Here is a 20,619-nt window from a genome sequence, read left to right as displayed (position 1 = left end):
GATGGATAGCGTAGTAAAGAAGTCTGGTCGTATTCGCGAAAGCAGTTATGACGATTTATTGTTTGATAATGTAGATAATATTAATCAAGACCAAGACTTTTGGTTTCAGTTACGTGGGAATAATATTAATGTATTTATTGATGCAGCTACACCATTATTAGGTATGGCTTTACGTATTCGCCGATTAGGAAGTTGCGATAATATTGAAGAAATTTACAATCAAGCAGTCGAAGAAATTAAAGCAATTGAAGTAGAACTAACCGAGCTTGAGTATGAACATGCTGTTATTTTAGCTTATCGCTATATTCTGTGTTCATTTGTTGATGAAGCCGTAATGAGCACATCTTGGGGCGCGGATAGTGCTTGGGCTGAACATTCATTGTTAACTCGATTTCATAATGAAACTTGGGGAGGTGAAAAAGTTTTCTCTGTGCTTTCTCGATTAGAGGCTGAACCAGAACGGTACCAAGATTTACTTGTATTTATCTATCTTTGTTTAGCTCTAGGGTTTGAAGGTAGATATAAGGTGATGAATAATGGTAAAGAAGCTTTTGATAAAGTATTTGCTAGTCTTTATGAAATTTTGCGTAGGTTAAAAGATAAAGATCCGCAACCTTTAACATCTGCAACTGAACTCGTAGCTGCGAAAAAATATAAGTTAACGAAGCAAATACCTCTTTGGACTATATTTGCTGGTTTTTCTTTATCTTGGCTCGCTATTTTTATTGTGTATTCTGTTTTATTAAATAATAAATCAATAGATGTTTTAACACAGCTTAATCACATTCTTCAATAGGGCATTATCGTGATCAGAATTGAACTTCCGGTGCTAATTAATAAGTTAAATGCACAAACTAAACTTGCATTGGAACAAGCGGCAGCATTATGTATGAGTCGTGAAAATAATGAGGTGACTTTTGAACATTTTTTATTTTCTCTTTTAGAAAACCCATTATCTGACGTACGAATATTAATAAACCATGCTGGTTTAAACAGTGAAATTATTAAACAAACATGTGGTGAAGCAATGCCACATGAAATTGGTAATGATACCTATCCTTCTTTTTCACCTTTATTGGTAGAGTTATTGCAAGAAGCATGGTTACTTGCATCAATTGAAATGAATGAAGTTGAATTACGATCAGGCGTTATATTTTTAGCAGCATTAATACGGCCAGATCGATATTTAGCATTTAATTTAATTAAAGCGTTTGAAAATATTAATCGCGAGTCATTCCGTAAACAATTTTCGTCTTTAGTTATGGAATCATCAGAGACAGCGGTTACTAATACTGCTTTAGCACAAACGACGCCAGCCTTAAGTAATGACAACAGTACCCTTGCTCGTTTTTGTTCAAATTTCACTGAACAAGCCCGTCAAGGAAAATTGGATCCTGTACTTTGTCGTGATACTGAAATTAATCTGATGATTGATATTTTATGTCGACGTCGTAAAAACAATCCAATTGTTGTGGGTGATGCAGGCGTTGGTAAAAGTGCAGTTATTGAAGGGCTAGCTTCACGTATTGTGGCAGGAAAAGTGCCAGAGTCACTGCAGCAGGTAGAGCTATGGGCACTTGATCTTGGTTTAATGCAAGCTGGTGCTTCGGTTAAAGGTGAATTTGAAAAACGCCTAAAATCAGTATTAGATGAGGTTAAGAATTCAGCAACACCTATCATTTTATTCATTGATGAAGCCCATACGATGATAGGAGCTGGCAACCAAGAAGGCAGTGGCGATGCTGCTAATTTACTTAAACCTGCTTTAGCTCGTGGTGAACTTTGCACGATTGCTGCGACTACTTGGAAGGAGTACAAGAAGTACTTTGAAAAAGATCCAGCATTAACGCGTCGTTTTCAATTAGTGAAACTTGATGAGCCAACGACAGAACAAGCTGTTGATATTATGCGTGGCCTCCATAGTGTTTATGAGAATGCGCATAATGTATTGATTAGTGATGATGCGTTACGTGCAGCAGCAGAATTATCGGCTCGTTATGTCTCTGGCCGTCAACTACCGGATAAAGCGATTGATGTGTTAGATACAGCTTGTGCACGTATTGCGATTAATTTGAGTGCGCCACCACGTCGTATTGCTGAAATAGAGAGCCGTTATCATCAGCGCCAGTTAGAAATAAAGATGATCCATCGTCAGCAGCAATTAGGGCTATCTATAGATGACGATCGTTTAGCTGTCTTGACCGAAGCTGAAAATATAGAACAGACAGAATGTGAGTCTTTGTATCAAGCATGGCAGCAGCAAAAGATATTAGTGATTGATATTATTGAGACTCGTAGGCAGATTCTCTCTCCAAGATCAGAATCAATAGCACCAACAGATAAAGTAGAGTTATCTGCTGATGAGTTACGAGATAGATTAGTGGCTCTTTATGCTCAGCTTGAGCAAATTCCACATGATGAATTGCTTATTTATCCAGAAGTAGATGTAGCGCAAATTGCTCAAGTCATTGCTGATTGGACAGGAGTACCTGTTGATCAAATGAATACGGATGAATTAACCAAAATTACAGAATTACCACGTATTTTAGGTGAAGCGATTAAAGGTCAAGATGTTGCGATTGCTGGCATTCATCGCCATTTATTAACTGCTCGTGCAGATCTTCGTCGTCCCGGTCGACCAAAAGGGGCTTTCCTATTGGTTGGGCCTAGTGGGGTCGGTAAAACTGAAACTGTAATACAGTTAGCAGAGCAGCTCTATGGTGGTCAACAATTCTTAACCACAATTAATATGTCAGAGTATCAAGAGAAGCATACAGTGTCTCGCTTAATTGGCTCTCCTCCTGGCTATGTCGGTTTTGGTGAGGGTGGTGTCTTAACAGAAGCTATGCGCAAAATGCCTTATTCGATTGTGTTGCTTGATGAAGTTGAAAAAGCGCACCCCGAAGTATTGAATTTGTTTTATCAAGCTTTTGATAAGGGAGAATTAGCCGATGGTGAAGGCCGTATTATTGACTGCCAGAATATTGTGTTTTTCTTAACCTCTAACCTTGGTTATCAAACCATTGTTGATTATGCCGATCAGCCAGAGTTACTAGAAGAAAAGATGTACCCAGAATTGGCTGCTTTTTTTAAGCCGGCACTATTAGCTCGTATGGAAGTCGTGCCATATTTACCACTTAATAAAGAGGTGCTGGAACAGATTGTCCGCGGTAAGTTATCACGATTAGAGAAGTTATTAACAACGCGTTATAAAGCTGAGGTGATCATTGAGCCTTGCCTAATTGAAGAGATTTTACGTCGGGCGACACGTGCAGAAAATGGTGCGCGTATGTTAGAAGCCATTATTGAAGGTCAAATGTTACCACCAGTTTCTTTAGCCTTATTGAATCGACTTGCTCACCGTGAAGCGATCACTCGCATTCATTTGATGGTAGCGGATGGACAGTTTTGTGGTGAAGTGGAGTAATTGTCATGCAACAATGGCTTCATTGTACATCAGCTTTACTTAGTTATAGAGATAGAGTCAAGCTGACTGATTTTTATAATAATACATTAAAGCAAGAGTTAGCGTTAACGGCCAGTTATGTTGTTTATCCAGCGGATGATGGTCGCAGCTTATTCGTTGCTGATAATAAAGATTGGACATGGGATGTGAGTGATTTCGATCATCCGTTTTCTCATGTATTACAACAAGCATCATTGATTTTACTTGATCATAATCGGTTAGTTTATTGGCAACAGAATGAGCCGTTTAAGCAATTAGCTGAATTAGTTGATGATCGTAGTAGTCTATTAATTACACCATTATTAAATACTGATAAACAAGTTGCAGCTATTCAGGTACTTATTGGGCAGCAGAACATAATTAATGGATTGTTGACTGATGATAATTGGTATGAGTTTAGTGATGCGTTTGTCGCACAATGGATGTTACTCAAAGATATGGAGATGCAGCATTCGTATAAACAACAACTGAGTGATTCTATTGTACGATTAAAAGCCCAGCAACAGGAAAAAAATGCATGGTTAGATATGACATGCAAGCTGATTGGAAGTAGTGCCGTTATGGAGCAGTTGCGTGAACAAATAGCAATGGCTGCTAGCTCTAATCTCACGGTGCTTATTCAAGGTGAAACTGGCTCAGGAAAAGAGTTGGTAGCGAAAGCTGTTCATAGCTTGTCATCCCGTCGAAATAAACCTTTTGTTGCAATTAATTGTGCTGCAATCCCTGAAAATTTACTAGAAAGTGAGTTATTTGGTTATGAGAAAGGGGCATTTACAGGTGCACTGATAAGCCGTAAAGGGTTGATTGCCCAAGCTGATGGCGGTTCATTATTTCTAGATGAAATGGGTGAGTTACCATTGGCTTTGCAAGCTAAATTATTGCGAGTATTGGAAACATACCAGTATCGGCCTTTAGGATCGAATAAAGAGCAATCTTCGAACTTTCGTTTAATAGCGGCAACCCATGTTAATTTACGTCAAAGTGTGAATAGTGGGGGGTTCAGACAAGATCTTTATTATCGTATATATCAATACCCATTATTGGTACCAAATCTGAATAGTCGGTTGGTTGATATTGATGAGCTAGCAACTTATTTTATCCGTCAGTATAACGATCGTGAGCAGCGTAATATTTTAGGGTTGTCACCATTGGCACTTAATAAGCTTAAGAGTTTGAATTATCCAGGTAATGTACGTGAGCTACGTTCGTTAATTGAATTTGCTTGTGTACAAACTCAATGTGGAGCTTTGATTATAAAATCGGCGTTTATTGCCAAGTTACCATTAGATATAAAAATGTCGGTGAAGGAACTTGTTGTTAATGGTAATGACTTTTCTGCGATTAATAATTTAAGAAACGCCTTAGAGTCTTACGAAAAAGCCATTATTCGCAATCGATTAGAACAGTATCATGGTGATCGTGCGAAGGCTGCCGAAAGCTTAGGTCTACCTAAACGTACGCTGGCACATAAATGTCAAAAGCTGGAGATCCAGATCAGATGATAATGAAATGGATCGTACTATCGTCAAGCCTGACCTTTGCGTCAGGCTTAGTATCGGCACAACCAATTTTATCAGTGACATTCGCTCAGGCTAATCAATGCCGAGATATTGAATCAAAGCTTGAACGTTTACAGTGTTTTGATGAGGTTTTTAATACTCCTGTTACAGCAGTTAAAACGCCGACTAGTCTTAATACTGTGCAATATCCGTCATCATGGATACGTGCTGTAAATAGTGAAAAAAGTCGAGGGGATACAAAAGGATTTATTTTTAATCAACAAGATAAAGATAAAGATAAAGATAACGAATTATCGCGTATGTGGTTAACAGAAACTGCAACGAATATTTCATTGCAAGGTAAGACTTCAATGGCTCCAATTCTGATGTTGACTTGTTTTGAAAAAATTAGCCGTATTCAGTTAATTTTACCACAACCAATTCAAGCCGGACGAGTCACCATATCAATTCCAGGATCACCTGTCGTGACGCAGGATTGGATCAGTGATAATAGTGGGTATTTATTGCGTTCAGGTCGTGGTATTCCTGCAATTGATGTAATTAAAGCGATGATTTCTGCACCACAACTGATATTACGATCCGATGTGGCAGGTATCGATAATTTAGAGTTTGATAATAAAAATCTTGCTGAGGTTATTAAACCAATGCGAGAAATTTGTCGTTGGTAGGAGTATTAAATGTCAATGACAAGTTTTAGAGAGCAACTGATTGCTCCGATAATGGTGGATAACCCTGTCGGTGAGCGTTTGAGAGATGATCCTCTGCTGAATTTTATTGATAGTCAGATGATGAAAGTGGGTTCACTTTCTCATGGCGAAGTGCAATGGGAAGATGTTGAAAATAGTGTCATCAGTTTACTCTCGACAAAAACGAAAGATATCAAGTTGCTCACAGTGTTAATGCAGTGTTTGCAACATAAAGCTACGCCGGAGCGTTTCACTCTATCTATTGGTGTGTTAGTAGATTTTATCTCGCATTTTTGGTTTGAATGTCAACCTATACCTGGTGAACGAGGTGCAGTCCACCGTAAAAAGTTTTTTAATCAAATTTGCCAGCGAACGTATGTTGCTGCTGATAAATTAGATAGTGCCTTATTTGATATTGAGCTTAAATCAAAGTTAGAAACATTGTTGCAAGATCTTTGTATTCAGGCTGAAGAGCTAATTTTATCTGTAGATGTTGTTAATGATATTAGTGCGCGTTTACGGCATAAATTAGCTCAAGTGAGTAGTATCTCTAAAGTTGAAACGCCAAAGGCAAGCGTAACTTCAGCGGTAGATTCGTCTAATTCTAATAATGTGACGGCAGCCGTATTTGCAGTGCCGATGCCTAATTTAGATATTGATAGTGGTAGTGAACGTAGTTTTAAAATGTCACTCCTGAAAGCTGTTGACTGTCTTTCTGAGCTTGGTTGTGATGGAGTGATGTTAAGCCTCCGTATTCGTCGTTTTGCAATGTGGTATTCAATTCATAGTTTACCTGATGCCAATGTGAATGGAGAAACGCAGTTAATGCCAGTTTCATTAGATCGTATTAGTGATTATGAAGAAGGTTTACAGCGTGGGGCTGATATTGAATTGTGGCGTCGAGTAGAAGAAAGTTTAACTAAAGCGCCTTATTGGTTAGATGGACATTTCTTAAGTTATCGTATCGCAATAGCATTGGGACAAGATATGTGGGCTGCGATTATTAAAGATGAATTACAACGTTTTATTCAACGGCTACCAGCATTGAAAACCTGTTCATTTAAAGGGTTAGTGCCTTTTATTAGTGAAGTGAGCTTGAAGTGGTTAGATAGTTCTGTTGGCAATGTAAAGGTTGATGAAGCGGTTCAAATGGGCAGTTGGAATGAGAAACGTGATGAAGCGCTTGCACTAGCACTTGAAGAGGGAATTGCTCATTCTCTCAAAATGCTTAATGACGGGTTATCACAAGCAACTGAACCGAGAGATGCTTTTTATTGGCGTTTGTTATCAGCTGATGTGATGAAGAAAAACGCATTGCCAGCAATGGCATTAGAGCAATATCAGACTTTATATCGTCAAGTAAATGAAATGTCGGTTACGGAATGGGAACCGTCATTAATTGAACAAATTAAAAATAATATTGCAGCAGAATAACCACAGGGAAAATATAAAATGTGGAATTTAATAAGATCAATCGGCTTAAGATTAGTTTCAAGTATTAAAATATCATTACCTGTGATTACATTAGTTACATTTATTTTAATTAATGTAGCTATTTGGTGGGCAGGTCCCTGGTTAGATATTTATGGTCAACAACCTTTAGTTACTGTTACATCTCGTGTAGTGCTAAGCATTATTTTCTCGTTGTGCTGTTTTACAGTATGGGGAGGTATGCAATGGCGTAGCTTGCAACGTATTAATAAAGATAAAGCCCGCGAAGAGGTTTTACTTGAAGATCCTATTAAGCGGTTAGAAGCTCGTCAACAGGTCGAGCTTAACCAAGTAATGGGAGAGCTAAAACAAAATTTAAATAAGCGTAATTATCTTTATAGTTTGCCTTGGTATTTAGTCTTAGGATTAGAAAATGCGGGTAAAACAAGTTTAATTAATCGTTCTAGTCAGAATTTTGTTTTCTCTAGTGTAATGCGAGCATCAGGAAAAAAGAGTGAAAATCCATATTCTTTTGATTGGTGGATCGGTGATGATGCAGTGTTAATTGATCCTGATGGCGAATTACTGACACAACGCCAAAATGAAGAGAATAATGATGGAGAGATGGAACGGCGTTTATGGCTTAATTTTGTTAATTGGCTAGAAAAAACGCGTTCACAACGACCATTAAATGGGGTCGTTATTGCTCTTGATATTGAGCACCTTGCGAGTTCAACTGTTGCTGAGCGTCGTGCATATGCTAATTTATTACGTGCTCGCTTACGTGAGTTGATGGAGATTTTATCAACACGAATGCCAGTATATATCGCATTGACTAAATTGGATCTTTTACATGGTTTTGAACCTTATTTTCGAAATTATACCCAAAGTCAACGTGAAGAGGTCATGGGATTTACTTTTTCACTGGATACTGTAAAAGATTTTGATCACTGGTTAGCTGAATTTGACCAAGACTACACTCAGTTTATTGAACGGATTAATGATTCTTTACCATTGGCGTTACGTCATGCCGTTGATACTGAAGATCGTACTGCCATTTATAGTTTTTCTCGTCAAGTAGCAGGGTTACATGATGTATTAAAGCAGTTACTAGTAGATGCTTTTGCTAGTGATCAGTTTTCAACACCCGCGTTAATTCGTGGTATTTACTTTATGTCTGTTTATCAGCAAGGAGTACCCACTAATGCATTTGTTGATGCTGCATCTCGTCGTTATGGTTTATCAAATACAATTAATAGCGCTCAACTGTCTAAAAACTCAACCACCTTTTTTGTAAAGAGACTTTTTAACGAGATTATTTATCCAGAAGCGGGTATTGCATCAGACAGCTTGCGTGTTATTCGCCATAAGAGAAAAGTGTTATCGATGTCGGTCTTAGCATGCAGTATTGCATCTGTATTATTAATTGGTGGTTGGCAACGTTATTACAGACAGAATATTGCTCATGAAAATGCAGTACTAAAGCAAGTCAGCTTATTTAAAGAGGAATATTCGGACGCTAAATTGATGCGCTCAGAGCAAGAGTTGTTAGGACCATTAAATTCAATTCGTCAAGCAACATTAGAGTTTGGAGTGTTTCAAGATAAGCCTAAGTATTTATCTGATATGGGACTTTATCAAGGTCATAAGATCGGACCAAAAGTTGAAGAGACCTATTTAGGATTACTACAGTTTCGGTTCTTACCTGCTTTAATGAAACAGTTAGCTGTGGATATTAAGAGTGCTAATTCAGAGCAACAAGAGTTATCTGCATTACGGGTCTTTAGAATGTTGACTGATCAAAGTGGACGTCAAGATGATGTTGTAAAACGGTATTTTGCACAAGTGTGGCAGAAAAACTTTCCTAATGACGCTAAAACTCAAGATCAATTACTTGCACATTTGAACTATTCGTTAGCACATACTGATTTACAAGGTCTTCGTAATCACGGTAATAAAAATGCGATTTCGATAATGAGTCCGTATGATAATTTAATCGAGAGAACTCAACAGGATCTAAGTTCAGTGGATTTGGCTGATCGTGTTTATAACAACTTAAAACGTACGGCAGATCAAACATTAGGTGCGCCTCTTAATATAAAAAAAGCGGTTGGTCCTGTATTTGAGGTGGTTTTTGGTCAGCGCGCACAAGATGATGCTCTAAACATTCCACAGTTATTAACGACCAAAGGTTTTAATAGTTACTTTTTACCTAAAATCGAATTATTGTCAGATGTAGCATTGACTGACAGTTGGGTATTAGGTGAGTCAACAGTGGCTAAGTTTAGTTCAGAAGATAAACAAGTGTTACGCCAAAAGATTCGTGATTTGTATGTTGATGATTATGTAAATACATGGCAATTAGGCTTAAATAATATCGAAATTAAGTACTTTTCAGATATTAATGAAGCAGTAACTGTTTTGGGTAATATTGTTGGTCATAAACAGCCAATAGAGCGTTTTATTAAAATTGTTGATATAAATACTCAGTTATTTCCAAAATTACCTGAAAATGATAAGGCAAGGATGGTGTTGATGGCAACGCCGCAATATAAAGTAGCATCAATGATTGCAACACCGTTTACTGAGATAGATTCAATTTTGGACAATAATGGTAAACAACCGGCATATCTACAAGAAGTGATGGCCTCAGTACAACAACTTTATCATTATATGAAAGCGATTCAAGATGCACCTGACAAAGGTAAGGCGGCTTTAGAAGCAACGAAAGAGCGATTAGCATTAAAGGATAACGATCCTATTTATGCATTACAACAGATGGCTACTAATTTACCTAAACCGCTTGATAGTTTAGTTAAAGATATTGCAGATGAAAGTTGGTATGTGGTTAGGCAAGAAGCGATTAAATATGTTGAAGTTCGTTGGCAGCGTGATGTATATAAGGAATATAAAGAAAAACTTGCTTCACGTTATCCATTCAATAGTAATGCATCGAAAGATGTGTCATTAAAGGATTTTGAAGTTTTCTTTGCGCCTGGTGGCACACTGGATACTTTTTATAATAATGACTTGAAATTATTTATTAATGATAATCTTTCAATGGATATGAATAGTGGTGATAAACAGGCATTATTACGTAGTGATGTACTTAAACAATTTGCAAGTGCGAAAAAAATTCAACAAGCTTTCTTTAACCGTAAAGGTATATTAGATGTTGAGTTTACGCTTGAGCCAATTAATTTAAGTGCTAATCAACGCCGTAGCGTAATTAATGTTGATGGTCAATATGTTGAGTATAGCCACGGTTCTCGTCGACCAGTAGAGCTGATTTGGCCCAATACATTACGTGAAACTGCAGTCTCTAAATTATCATTAGTTCCTGCGTCGGAGAATTTATCACCACGTGCAATTACGATTCAAGGGCCATGGGCATTTTTCCGTCTTCTTGAACGAGGGTTGGTTGTAGGTGCTAGTGAAACGAGTGTTGATTATAGATTCGTTATTGATAATGGTGATGTGATTTATCGTTTAAATACTGAAGTAGATGCTAATCCGTTTACATCATTACTATTTAAGAACTTTAAATTGAGTAAGACACTTTATTAATTAAGTTCTTGTCTAGTATCTAAAGAGTTATACACTTGCTAATTATAGAAGAAGCTGCCTTGCGCAGCTTTTTCTATATATGCACTCCACCAGCTCATGATCTCTTTACGCTGCTTTAAATAATCCGAGCGGTTGTAACTTGCTCTTAATTCATTTTGATCTGCATGTGATAAACATGCTTCAATAAGCAAACTATCAAAACCTTGTTCATGAAGGGCAGTAGAAGTGACTGAGCTCCATCCATGGGCGACTAATAGACTATGTGAAGTAGCATAGTTAATTTTGCCATCTAGTAAGAGGTGATATCATCACCTCATAATTTAATAGGTGACATAATGACTAAAAGAATACGTCCTAATTTTACACCAGAATTTCGATTGGAATCAGCACAACTCGTTTTAGACCAAGGCTACTCCGTAAAAGAAGCAGCTGAAGCGATGAATGTCGGTAAATCAACAATGGATAAGTGGGTTCGGCAGCTTAAAGATGAGCGTGGTGGGATTACACCAAAAGCAACACCAATGACGCCTGATCAGCTTAAAATTCGTGAGTTAGAAAAGAAGATTAAACGGATTGAAATGGAGAAAGAAATACTAAAAAAAGCAACCGCTCTTTTGGTATCGGACTCATTCAAAACTTCATTTTAGTTGATGAATTAAAAGCTTATTATCCTGTATCTATCATTTGCAATGTCTTTAATATTCATCGCAGTAACTATAAATATTGGACTAAACGGCCTAAAACGCAGTCAAAAGAGCAAATACTATTATCTAGTGAAGTGAAGGCTGCACATCGTGCAAGTGGTAACTCAGCAGGAGCCAGAACGATTGCAGGTATCGTTACAACTAAAGGCGTACCGTTAAGTCGATATAAAGCCACTAACATCATGAAAAATTTAGGGTTAGTTAGCTGCCAGATTAAGAGGCATCGTTATAAAAAAGCAGAAAATGAACATCTAAATATCCCTAATATATTAGATCGCCAATTTGCAGTTACTGAGCCTAATCAGGTTTGGTGTGGCGATGTAACGTATATTTGGTCAGGACAACGTTGGTTGTACCTTGCTGTTGTGATTGATTTATTTGCCCGTAAAGTGATTGGCTGGGCAACGTCAGGCTCACCCAATACAGATCTAACAGGTAAAGCCCTTTCGATGGCTTATGAAGTTCGAGGGCGCCTAAAGGTGTCATGTTTCACTCCGATCAAGGCTGTCATTATACAAGTAAACAATTTCGCCGATTACTTTGGAGGTATCAAATTACATAAAGTATGAGTCGACGTGGAAATTGTTGGGATAACGCACCAATGGAACGATTTTTTAGAAGTTTTAAAACAGAGTGGATGCCAACTTCAGGTTATCGCTTATCGAATGAAGTTAAAGTAGCGATCACTGAATATATTATACGGTGTTACAACCAAGTTAGACCCCATCAATATAATGGTGGCTTGACACCGAATGAATCAGAATGCAGATTTAATGATGAATACAAATCTGTGGCCAATTTTACTTGACCACTTCAAAAGCTGATCATGAAGAATTATATAATGACGCTTACCAAAAAAATCTTTATATTTCTGATGATCAAAGAGTGACCTCTACCATGGTAACTACATTTAAATATTTTTACTTTGATCTATTAATTGTGAAAATTTCAATTCTAGCCCTTTTATTTCACCATCAAGTTGCTGAAGCTCTTTTTGTACTTCTGGCTGATTTTTATTTGCTATTTGTTGTTCAATATAACTAATTCTTCCATAAACTGGCGATAAACTAATCGCATAGCCATTAATTTCGTCTGATAGTGCTGCCAATTTATTACTATGACTTTGATTCATCGTTTGTTGTAAGTTTGCGATATTGGTTCTGGCTGTTTTAAAGCGTCGATATTGTGTCTCAAATCGCTCTAGGATATCTGCAATATACTGCTGATGTTGTTCTATTTGTGCATCATTAGGATACAGTTGCTTAACGGTATCCATCAAAGAAAATGCTTGAGCTATATTCTTACCAGATAATGCATTAATTTCATTATTCGCTTGACGCAAATATAAAGGAATAATAGTCGCCTTATTATCAGTGAATACAGAGGGTGAATATTGATGCTGCAATTGATCAATTTGCTTTGTAGTAAGTACTTGAGCTTCTAACTTCTCTGCCGTAACTCGCTTTAACAATGAATTTGTTGTAGATCTCAAATAGTCTTTAATAACAAAAACTGATAGCCCTAATAACAAACTGAAGAAAAACACCCAAGAAAAGCGTATAAGATGCTTATTACGCAGAGGTAATTTAGGCGGGATATCTTGTTGCTCATTAATATGATTTTGTTTATCTGCCTCTATTAGCTTTAACTTACCTTCAAGATAATCGACATGTTCAAAAATCACATAACTAATGGCTTCTAAATCAGGAACATGTTGAGGATGTACGTCTAGAAATAGTTCATAAATTTCTTTACAGCAACGTTCACAACGGTAAAGGTCCTTAAGCTGTGATTCTTTAGGCTCTAATCGACGTAAATCATTGCCTAATCTCGCAATCATCCAACGATATAGATCTGCACATTTAACTAGATTAGCATCTTTATTTTCATAGAGATGCATTAACGCAGCAAGTTGAAGTTCAAGCCCATTTGCAAGCCCACTCACCCCTTTTTTTTTGACCAATGCTGTTGTATAATAGAGTGTTGTCAAAAAGTTCAACCCGTCAGTTCTAGCAAGATCCTCACACAACATCTTGATTTTATCCCAATCAATTTTTCCATAAGATGGATTATTAAGACGATTGATCTCATCTCTAATTAATTGATATCTTATAGAATTTCTCAGTTTTCTTTCATCATCCACAAACTTAAATTGCCGACTCTGATAAAATCCCATCGTACTCAATAGTTATTACTCCTCGTAAAATAGATCAAAATGCTGCCACGAAAGACACCATTATTTCGTTACTACTCATAACGAGTAATAGCCATGCAACTATTAAGCCAAGAGTTAACACTGTAACCAACTGAAAATAATGATATATTTTTAGATAGGTATCTTTTCAAGCAACATTTTGCTCAGCAGAAGCAATATCTTGCCCGTTAAGCAACATTTTGCCCGATATAAGCAACAACTCGCTCACCTCTGTTTGTTGATAAAACCATATATCTAAATGCCATATAAAAACAACAGGTTATATAACTTTGAGTTTTGGCACACATCCTGCTATATGTACGCACACATTCTAAAAATTTTCATATTAAAGGACATTACAATGCCAACTCCTTGTTATATTTCTATCCAAGGCCAAACTCAGGGCAACATCACTGCCGGCGCATTTACCGCTGATTCTGTGGGTAACATTTACGTTGAAGGTCATGAAGACCAAATGTTAGTGCAAGAATTTAAGCATATCGTAACAGTACCGACTGACCCACAGTCAGGTCAACCGTCTGGCCAACGTGTCCATAAGCCTTTTAAATTTACTGTGGCATTGAACAAAGCCGTTCCGCTAATGTACAACTCATTGGCATCAGGTGAAATGCTACCAACCGTTGAACTTAAGTGGTACCGCACTTCCGTTGAAGGTAAGCAAGAGCACTACTTCACAACAACGTTAACAGACGCAACGATTGTTAATATCGACAATCAAATGCCACATTGCCAAGATTCAACCAAAGCTGATTTTACTCAACTGATTGAAATCTCGATGGCTTACCGCAAAATTAATTGGGATCACACGGTTTCAGGTACTTCAGGTGCTGATGACTGGCGTGCGCCGCTAGAAGCGTAATTCTAAGTATAACTATTGCCCGTACTGTTTCGACCGTGCGGGCTTTTATCGTTTATGTCTTTGCTAAGGCATTTATTCATCGTTTAGCTGAGGTTAAGAAAAATTTAACCGTATATTTCACTACCTCATTTAGTACGTATTTACTGTAAGTAACCGCATTATTAATATGAATATCATTGAATTTAAGCTTGGAAATATTACTTATCACTTTACTGTTTCAAAACAACAAGAAGCTTTGTTATCATTAACTAATGAAGATCGTATTGATCTAACAACATGGCCAGAATTTAATGAGGCATTAGAAGCCTCTATTTTAAAAGCCATTCCTGAAGCGTTAACACCGCCATCAGCACAAGAGATCAAATACGCTCAAACTATTGCACACGAGCTAAATCTCCTTCTACCCGAAGATTACACTAAGCAAGTCATTGTATGTCGAAAATTTATTCAACAACATCTCCTCGCTCACCAACGGTTATTAACGATGTTTAATAATGTAAAAGGTAAATTATTAAAATAAATATTAAATAATATTGCGCAATTTAGACTCATCTACACGTCCATCGTATGGTAATCAATTTGTTTTTTATTATATTTTTTGATGTCTTTTATGGTTTTGACACTCTATCAAAATAACCATATGGTTAACTTTTTATTTTGTTATCGGGTTTATGAGGGCTTGTTGCAAAAAATTCAGCTTGAACGCAGAATCGTTTCTTTCCTCATTTAATCTGGCAACTCAATGGCTAATCCTGAATTCAAATGGAAACACTTTACTCCTGAGATTATTCTTTGGTGTCTTCGTTGGTATGGTTCGACCCCAATGAGTTACGCAAATCTCAGCGATATGCTGGCGGAGCGAGGGATTGCAGTGAATCGTTCGACTATTTATCGTTGGTTTATTGAATATGCTCCATCATTACGTAAGAAGTTACATCGTTACCAATTCATCAGGATGGACTCTTCGTGGCAGCTCGATGAAACTTACGTCAAAGTAAAAGGAAAATGGTTTTATCTGTATCGCGCTATTAATAAGCAAGGTGAAATACTAGATTTCTATTTTTCGCCAAAGCGCAATAAAGAAGCCGCTTATCAGTTTCTTAGGCGTTGCCTAAGACATTACAGCATCAATAATCAGCCTAAAACGCTAAATACAGACAAGCATTCATCCTATGCTAATGCGATTGCCCGTTTGAAGAAGGAGGGGCGATTACGCGAGGATGTTGAGCAGCGACAAGTAAAATACCTCAATAATGGTATCGAGTCTGATCACGCGCCTATTAAGAAACTCATTGTCGCCACCGGTGGACTTAAAATACGAAAACGTGCATGGTCAACGATTCAGGGATTTGAATCATTACGGATGTTGAACAAAGGGCAGTTTGATTTTTGGTTACGCAATGATGAACGTCAAACTATTGTGCGGGAGAGATCCGCTTTTATTAATCGTCTCTTCAATATTGACGTTGTTTTCCAGTAATAATGAGTCAATTGTAGGTCTCATTTACCTGCTCTGATTATTTGCAACAAGCCCAAAATATTTAAATGTAGCTATCATGGTAAAGGTCACCCCTCAACATAATGAGGGGGATAGATTTATTCTTCTGAACTTAATTGATTAACTTTATTGAAGAAACCATTAATATTTTTATCATTATACAGTTTTTCCCATGGTTTGATATTAGTGCTAATCATTTTGAAGTTCCAGCCTAAACCATTATTTAATTTTATTGCTTTGTCATATGATGTTTTTAATTCGTTTGGTATTTTTACATCTGGATAGAGAAGATACGCATAAAAAGTAACATAATCAGTTAAGCTATATTCATCATTACTATTAAATAATAAATATGATAAATTGCTGTATTCTCGAAGATTACCTTTAATGGCTAGGTTATCCAACATTTTTTTATATTCATCATGAGTTAAACATATCTCATTTGCTGATTTTCTTTCTTTATCAAAACAACCAATATAATTAGTTGCATAAAGGTTGTTATTTTCAACATCAATTAAGATTTTTTTTGCAATGTCTTTATAATATTCATATTCATATTCATATTCATATTCATATTCATGCTCTTGTTTTTCTGTTCGGTTTTTTACCGAATAATAACCAAGTTGCAAAGCATTTGCGCACTGAAAAAAATGCTCTTTAGCACATTGACGTAGTAGTTTATCTGCTTTATTACTATACCAAGTATGTTGTTTATTTACTCATTGAACCTCATGAATATCAAGATATTTTTGGTAAGCGTCATTATATAACTCTTCAGGATCTGCTTTCCGCCATGTGATATATGTAGTTTTTAATAGCTTATCGTAGCCTTGTTTCTGACAAGACTTATTGTATTTATTGAGCTCGCAGGTTCTTTTTTCTCCATAAGTTTCCATTGCATAGGGGTAGCCTTCATCAGTAAGATCTTTCAGCATAGTTAGCGAAGTATTGAGATCATAGCGTGATAATGCTGATGCATAAATATACCGAGCTTTGATATTTTTTTTATCATCAATATATGATTTTAGAAGTGCTATAGCTCGCTTTGGGTTACCGCCATAAATATAATAAGCATGTGCTAAATTTACTTTTATTATATCCTGCTTAGATAAGTTTTGTGACAAATCGATAGATGTTGTATTCGTTATGTTATCCATTCCCCATGCGGTAGTCGACAATACTATTGTTATAGTTGTAATGTAGAACATTTTTTTCACTAGATATTCCCTAAAAGTTCAAGTAATTTATTCATATCATGTTGCTTTATAGCATCTTTTATTTCTTTAGCGTTTTCAATCTTTCCTATCGTATCTTCCTGAGCTGTTATTAATTCTAAAACAGAATTTAATTTCTCCTTAATTAGTTTCTTTAGTGAACTTTTTTTATATTCTTTTGGAAATACTTTTGAACGTGCAATATGGTAATACCCTAATTTCCATAAAGATAAGCTGATATTATTAGTGGGTATTTCCCCTATGAGATTGAAATCTCCATTATAAACGATAAAACTGAATTCCTCTCCATCTAATAATTTAACTACTTTTTCGTATTTATTTTTTGGATAAGATGAAAAGTAATTATTAAATTTCTTTATTACTTTTTTAATGTTTTGTTGGTCGATCCTTTCAGTTGGTGATACATTTGAAGAAATAAGGAACGAATTCGATCTATCTAAAAAAATTTTAAGTTTTTCCCAAACAATATAAGGGACTAGTTTATTACCATAATCAGCAACCATCATAGTTTGCCCTTGTGGATTAAAACGAGTGAAGGTTTCTTCAACTTGATGATCTTCAATTGTCCTATAAACAGGATTGCCATTTACCCAGAATGATAATAAATTCGCTACAGCGGCCCAGCGTTTACTCTCTTCAGATAGCCCTAGTTTTAGCTGTGTATTTTCTTTATCTGTCAGTTTAACGGTACCAAATGGTGCTGTTTCATAACTTCTTACGTCTCTAATTTTCTTTGCTAATATATCAGTTATATTTGGACTCTCGGTAGTTAACGCATAAAGAAGTTTTGCTCTCGATTCAGGTGGCATACCATGAAACCATGGTTTTAGGTTTTGTTTTTCTTTGTTATTTTTAAAGAAATCCATAACACTAATAGCGATCATATCCGCATGCTTACAAAGCAAAATATCCTTCTCTTGTTTTATCACTTCATTCATATTTAATAAGGCAAGCTGAGAAACATTCAGTCCTGTAACCATCGTCATGGTAATTAACAGCTTATATCTTCAATAGCGCCAGATTCTTTAACTATTTTTGACCGATGTTATCTTGGCGCCGAGTTGATGATTAATTGGCAACGTCAGCATGGTTCGAGTCATTGGATGACTCCAATTAAGTCTAATACACGATATACCGTCATTAAGCAGCTTGATGAAGCAGGACGAGATTTGATTGTAGAAATGGATGTATCCAAATATGCCAGAACTAAAGACCCAAGCCTGCCTGAAAAATGGCAGGCTAGATTAGTGCTGTATCCAGAAAAAACTCAAAAAAATAATATCCAAGGGCTTCTTACTTCCTTAGTTGGTGACCATTATAACTATCAAGCTTTGCTTGATGTTTATTTCGAACGTTGGGAGATAGAAAACAGTTATGGTGAAATAAAACATGACATGCTTGAAGATGAAATATTATTGCGTAGTCAATCAGTATAAGGTATTGAGCAAGAAATATGGGGAATATTGATAGCTTATAATCTTGTTCGCTTAGAAATAAGTAGAATAGCAGCAGAAGCGAATGTTTCACCATTACTGATAAGTTTTATGATGGCGTTAAGAGATATTCAAGATGAATTAATGTGGTGTGCCATCGCTTCACCAGGTTCAATTCCTCAAAAACTGAGAGCAATGAGAAAACAAGTAAAGCGTTACATATTACCTGAACGAAGAAAACGGCCCAAGCAGAGAGCCGTTCGTATCAATAAAACTCGTTATCCAGTTCGTTCCAAACACCTTAAGTGATAGGTGTTAGCCTATCGAAGCGGTCTTTTATCGTAAATTTTTACATATCATTCAGTTGTATTGTTCAGTTGCAGTAAATCCCATTTATTACCATATAGGTCTTGGAATACCAAAACTATACCGTATTCTTCTATTCTCGGTTTTTCATTAAAGACTACACCATTCAATACCATTAGATCGTAGTCACGCCAAAAATTATTGGTCTGTAAAAATAAGAAAACACGCCCCCCTGTTTGATTACCAATAACATTGGACTGTTCTTGGGTACTTGCTTGAGCAAGAAGTAAATTTGTACCATTTGAGTTAGGAGGAGAAACTTGAACCCAACGTTTACCACCACCTAAGTCAGTATCTTCTATCAATGTAAATTGAAGCTTTTTAGTATAAAACGCGATAGCATCATCATAATTTTGGGCTTGTTGCAAATAATCAGAGCAGGTAAATGAGACCTACAATTGACTCATTATTACTGGAAAACAACGTCAATATTGAAGAGACGATTAATAAAAGCGGATCTCTCCCGCACAATAGTTTGACGTTCATCATTGCGTAACCAAAAATCAAACTGCCCTTTGTTCAACATCCGTAATGATTCAAATCCCTGAATCGTTGACCATGCACGTTTTCGTATTTTAAGTCCACCGGTGGCGACAATGAGTTTCTTAATAGGCGCGTGATCAGACTCGATACCATTATTGAGGTATTTTACTTGTCGCTGCTCAACATCCTCGCGTAATCGCCCCTCCTTCTTCAAACGGGCAATCGCATTAGCATAGGATGAATGCTTGTCTGTATTTAGCGTTTTAGGCTGATTATTGATGCTGTAATGTCTTAGGCAACGCCTAAGAAACTGATAAGCGGCTTCTTTATTGCGCTTTGGCGAAAAATAGAAATCTAGTATTTCACCTTGCTTATTAATAGCGCGATACAGATAAAACCATTTTCCTTTTACTTTGACGTAAGTTTCATCGAGCTGCCACGAAGAGTCCATCCTGATGAATTGGTAACGATGTAACTTCTTACGTAATGATGGAGCATATTCAATAAACCAACGATAAATAGTCGAACGATTCACTGCAATCCCTCGCTCCGCCAGCATATCGCTGAGATTTGCGTAACTCATTGGGGTCGAACCATACCAACGAAGACACCAAAGAATAATCTCAGGAGTAAAGTGTTTCCATTTGAATTCAGGATTAGCCATTGAGTTGCCAGATTAAATGAGGAAAGAAACGATTCTGCGTTCAAGCTGAATTTTTTGCAACAAGCCCATAATTTTCAACGACTAGAGCCACATTCCCAATTTGTTGCTGTACTGATTTAGGCATAAATATTCCAAATTTTTTCAATATCTTGATTTTAATTACTTTTCAATTCACCAATAAAAAACAATAAGCATTCACTTTGCTTAAACATATTAGTAAATTTGATAAATATATATTATCAAAAGCGATCCGATACGCGGTAATGTCCGGATAAAACAAAGGCCGCCTAAGCGACCTCTTTAGATATTATGAAGAAACTAAAGCCTTCCCTCATATAAATCATCAAACGTTTTTTGATAAAGATCTAGTTCAACTAAAACTTGAGCCAATTTGTCCTTATCACCTGAAATTATGGTTCTTCTTGTCTCATGTAACTTTTCTACTAACCGAGTTCGTATATCATTTATATAATAATTATCTATCCGTTCGGT

16 protein-coding genes and 2 pseudogenes are annotated in these 20,619 nt (G+C 36.5%); 11 read left to right on the top strand and 7 right to left on the bottom strand.

Going from position 1 to position 20,619, the window contains the following annotated elements; all coding sequences use genetic code 11:
* Position 1: 1 nt before the first annotated feature.
* The 6 genes from icmH to tssM are packed head-to-tail and all read left to right on the top strand — an operon-like array spanning position 2 to position 10,670.
* On the top strand, positions 2–796 hold the full coding sequence (icmH, locus tag OC457_RS19900; protein ID WP_080175982.1) for a type IVB secretion system protein IcmH/DotU: 795 nt from the start codon (positions 2–4) through the stop codon (positions 794–796).
* A 9-nt stretch (positions 797–805) separates the two neighbouring features.
* Positions 806–3,427: a type VI secretion system ATPase TssH gene (tssH, locus tag OC457_RS19895; RefSeq protein WP_080175981.1), complete on the top strand. Its 2,622-nt coding sequence runs from the start codon at positions 806–808 to the stop codon at positions 3,425–3,427.
* A 5-nt stretch (positions 3,428–3,432) separates the two neighbouring features.
* A complete protein-coding gene (locus OC457_RS19890; protein WP_080175980.1) occupies positions 3,433–4,968 on the top strand; it encodes a sigma-54 interaction domain-containing protein in 1,536 nt (511 codons plus the stop codon).
* Positions 4,938–5,654 carry a type VI secretion system-associated protein VasI gene (gene vasI, locus OC457_RS19885; protein ID WP_235866987.1) on the top strand — a complete coding sequence of 239 codons (717 nt, stop codon included), beginning with the start codon at positions 4,938–4,940 and terminating at the stop codon, positions 5,652–5,654. Before OC457_RS19890 ends, vasI begins: the two co-directional genes overlap by 31 nt.
* A gap of 9 nt (positions 5,655–5,663) precedes the next feature.
* A complete protein-coding gene (tssA, locus tag OC457_RS19880) occupies positions 5,664–7,106 on the top strand; it encodes a type VI secretion system protein TssA (protein WP_080175979.1) in 1,443 nt (480 codons plus the stop codon).
* Positions 7,107–7,124: 18 nt separating this feature from the next.
* Positions 7,125–10,670, top strand: a complete 3,546-nt coding sequence (gene tssM / locus OC457_RS19875; protein ID WP_080175978.1) for a type VI secretion system membrane subunit TssM — start codon at positions 7,125–7,127, stop codon at positions 10,668–10,670.
* 38 nt (positions 10,671–10,708) lie between these two features.
* On the opposite strand, the pseudogene OC457_RS19870 reads toward tssM, so the two are convergent.
* Positions 10,709–10,924: pseudogene (locus OC457_RS19870) on the bottom strand (integrase); the annotation flags it as partial.
* A gap of 81 nt (positions 10,925–11,005) precedes the next feature.
* Here OC457_RS19870 and OC457_RS19865 point away from each other — a divergent pair.
* Positions 11,006–12,182 (top strand): annotated as a pseudogene (locus OC457_RS19865) (IS3 family transposase).
* Positions 12,183–12,284: 102 nt separating this feature from the next.
* Here the strand turns inward: OC457_RS19865 and OC457_RS19860 are convergent.
* The gene (locus tag OC457_RS19860; protein WP_080176597.1) at positions 12,285–13,550 is read right to left on the bottom strand and encodes a type VI secretion system ImpA family N-terminal domain-containing protein; all 1,266 of its coding nucleotides are present in this window, start codon (positions 13,548–13,550) and stop codon (positions 12,285–12,287) included.
* A gap of 379 nt (positions 13,551–13,929) precedes the next feature.
* Here OC457_RS19860 and OC457_RS19855 point away from each other — a divergent pair, with 379 nt between their 5' ends.
* The 3 genes from OC457_RS19855 to OC457_RS19845 all read left to right on the top strand — a co-directional run bounded on the left by OC457_RS19855 (position 13,930) and on the right by OC457_RS19845 (position 15,928).
* The gene (locus OC457_RS19855; RefSeq protein ID WP_080176596.1) at positions 13,930–14,448 is read left to right on the top strand and encodes an Hcp family type VI secretion system effector; all 519 of its coding nucleotides are present in this window, start codon (positions 13,930–13,932) and stop codon (positions 14,446–14,448) included.
* Positions 14,449–14,614: 166 nt separating this feature from the next.
* On the top strand, positions 14,615–14,968 hold the full coding sequence (locus OC457_RS19850) for a hypothetical protein (RefSeq protein WP_080176595.1): 354 nt from the start codon (positions 14,615–14,617) through the stop codon (positions 14,966–14,968).
* A 222-nt stretch (positions 14,969–15,190) separates the two neighbouring features.
* Complete coding sequence (locus OC457_RS19845) at positions 15,191–15,928, top strand: IS6 family transposase (RefSeq protein WP_262054089.1); 738 nt, start codon at positions 15,191–15,193, stop codon at positions 15,926–15,928.
* A gap of 116 nt (positions 15,929–16,044) precedes the next feature.
* Here OC457_RS19845 and OC457_RS19840 read toward each other — a convergent pair whose 3' ends face one another.
* From OC457_RS19840 to OC457_RS19830, 3 genes are all read right to left on the bottom strand, one after another.
* Positions 16,045–16,575 (bottom strand): hypothetical protein, encoded by a 531-nt coding sequence (locus tag OC457_RS19840; protein ID WP_080176601.1) that lies wholly within the window; start codon positions 16,573–16,575, stop codon positions 16,045–16,047.
* 90 nt (positions 16,576–16,665) lie between these two features.
* Positions 16,666–17,163 carry a hypothetical protein gene (locus tag OC457_RS19835; protein WP_080176600.1) on the bottom strand — a complete coding sequence of 166 codons (498 nt, stop codon included), beginning with the start codon at positions 17,161–17,163 and terminating at the stop codon, positions 16,666–16,668.
* The gene (locus OC457_RS19830; protein WP_080176599.1) at positions 17,163–18,167 is read right to left on the bottom strand and encodes a hypothetical protein; all 1,005 of its coding nucleotides are present in this window, start codon (positions 18,165–18,167) and stop codon (positions 17,163–17,165) included. Before OC457_RS19830 ends, OC457_RS19835 begins: the two co-directional genes overlap by 1 nt.
* Positions 18,168–18,245: 78 nt before the next feature.
* On the opposite strand from OC457_RS19830, the gene OC457_RS19825 reads away from it, so the two are divergent.
* Positions 18,246–18,617 (top strand): transposase, encoded by a 372-nt coding sequence (locus OC457_RS19825; RefSeq protein ID WP_262054090.1) that lies wholly within the window; start codon positions 18,246–18,248, stop codon positions 18,615–18,617.
* A 353-nt stretch (positions 18,618–18,970) separates the two neighbouring features.
* On the opposite strand, the gene OC457_RS19820 is transcribed toward OC457_RS19825, so the two are convergent.
* Positions 18,971–19,348 (bottom strand): VOC family protein, encoded by a 378-nt coding sequence (locus OC457_RS19820; RefSeq protein ID WP_080176598.1) that lies wholly within the window; start codon positions 19,346–19,348, stop codon positions 18,971–18,973.
* 41 nt (positions 19,349–19,389) lie between these two features.
* A complete protein-coding gene (locus OC457_RS19815) occupies positions 19,390–20,127 on the bottom strand; it encodes an IS6 family transposase (protein WP_262054089.1) in 738 nt (245 codons plus the stop codon).
* Between the last annotated feature and the right edge of the window lie 492 nt (positions 20,128–20,619).

It is taken from the genome of Photobacterium toruni (assembly GCF_024529955.1).
In the GTDB taxonomy this organism is placed as follows: Bacteria; Pseudomonadota; Gammaproteobacteria; order Enterobacterales; family Vibrionaceae; genus Photobacterium; species Photobacterium toruni.
Note: the sequence above shows the minus strand (reverse complement) of the source record. Positions and strands in the feature narration are given on the sequence as shown.

Excerpts from the sequence above, each read along its gene's own strand:
- icmH (WP_080175982.1), top strand. The coding sequence starts at position 2 with ATGGATAGCGTAGTAAAGAAGTCTGGTCGTATTCGCGAAAGCAGTTAT.
- OC457_RS19890 (WP_080175980.1), top strand. The coding sequence starts at position 3,433 with ATGCAACAATGGCTTCATTGTACATCAGCTTTACTTAGTTATAGAGAT.
- vasI (WP_235866987.1), top strand. The coding sequence starts at position 4,938 with ATGTCAAAAGCTGGAGATCCAGATCAGATGATAATGAAATGGATCGTA.
- tssA (WP_080175979.1), top strand. The coding sequence starts at position 5,664 with ATGTCAATGACAAGTTTTAGAGAGCAACTGATTGCTCCGATAATGGTG.
- tssM (WP_080175978.1), top strand. The coding sequence starts at position 7,125 with ATGTGGAATTTAATAAGATCAATCGGCTTAAGATTAGTTTCAAGTATT.
- OC457_RS19860 (WP_080176597.1), bottom strand. The coding sequence starts at position 13,550 with ATGGGATTTTATCAGAGTCGGCAATTTAAGTTTGTGGATGATGAAAGA.
- OC457_RS19855 (WP_080176596.1), top strand. The coding sequence starts at position 13,930 with ATGCCAACTCCTTGTTATATTTCTATCCAAGGCCAAACTCAGGGCAAC.
- OC457_RS19850 (WP_080176595.1), top strand. The coding sequence starts at position 14,615 with ATGAATATCATTGAATTTAAGCTTGGAAATATTACTTATCACTTTACT.
- OC457_RS19845 (WP_262054089.1), top strand. The coding sequence starts at position 15,191 with ATGGCTAATCCTGAATTCAAATGGAAACACTTTACTCCTGAGATTATT.
- OC457_RS19830 (WP_080176599.1), bottom strand. The coding sequence starts at position 18,167 with ATGACGATGGTTACAGGACTGAATGTTTCTCAGCTTGCCTTATTAAAT.
- OC457_RS19825 (WP_262054090.1), top strand. The coding sequence starts at position 18,246 with ATGATTAATTGGCAACGTCAGCATGGTTCGAGTCATTGGATGACTCCA.
- OC457_RS19815 (WP_262054089.1), bottom strand. The coding sequence starts at position 20,127 with ATGGCTAATCCTGAATTCAAATGGAAACACTTTACTCCTGAGATTATT.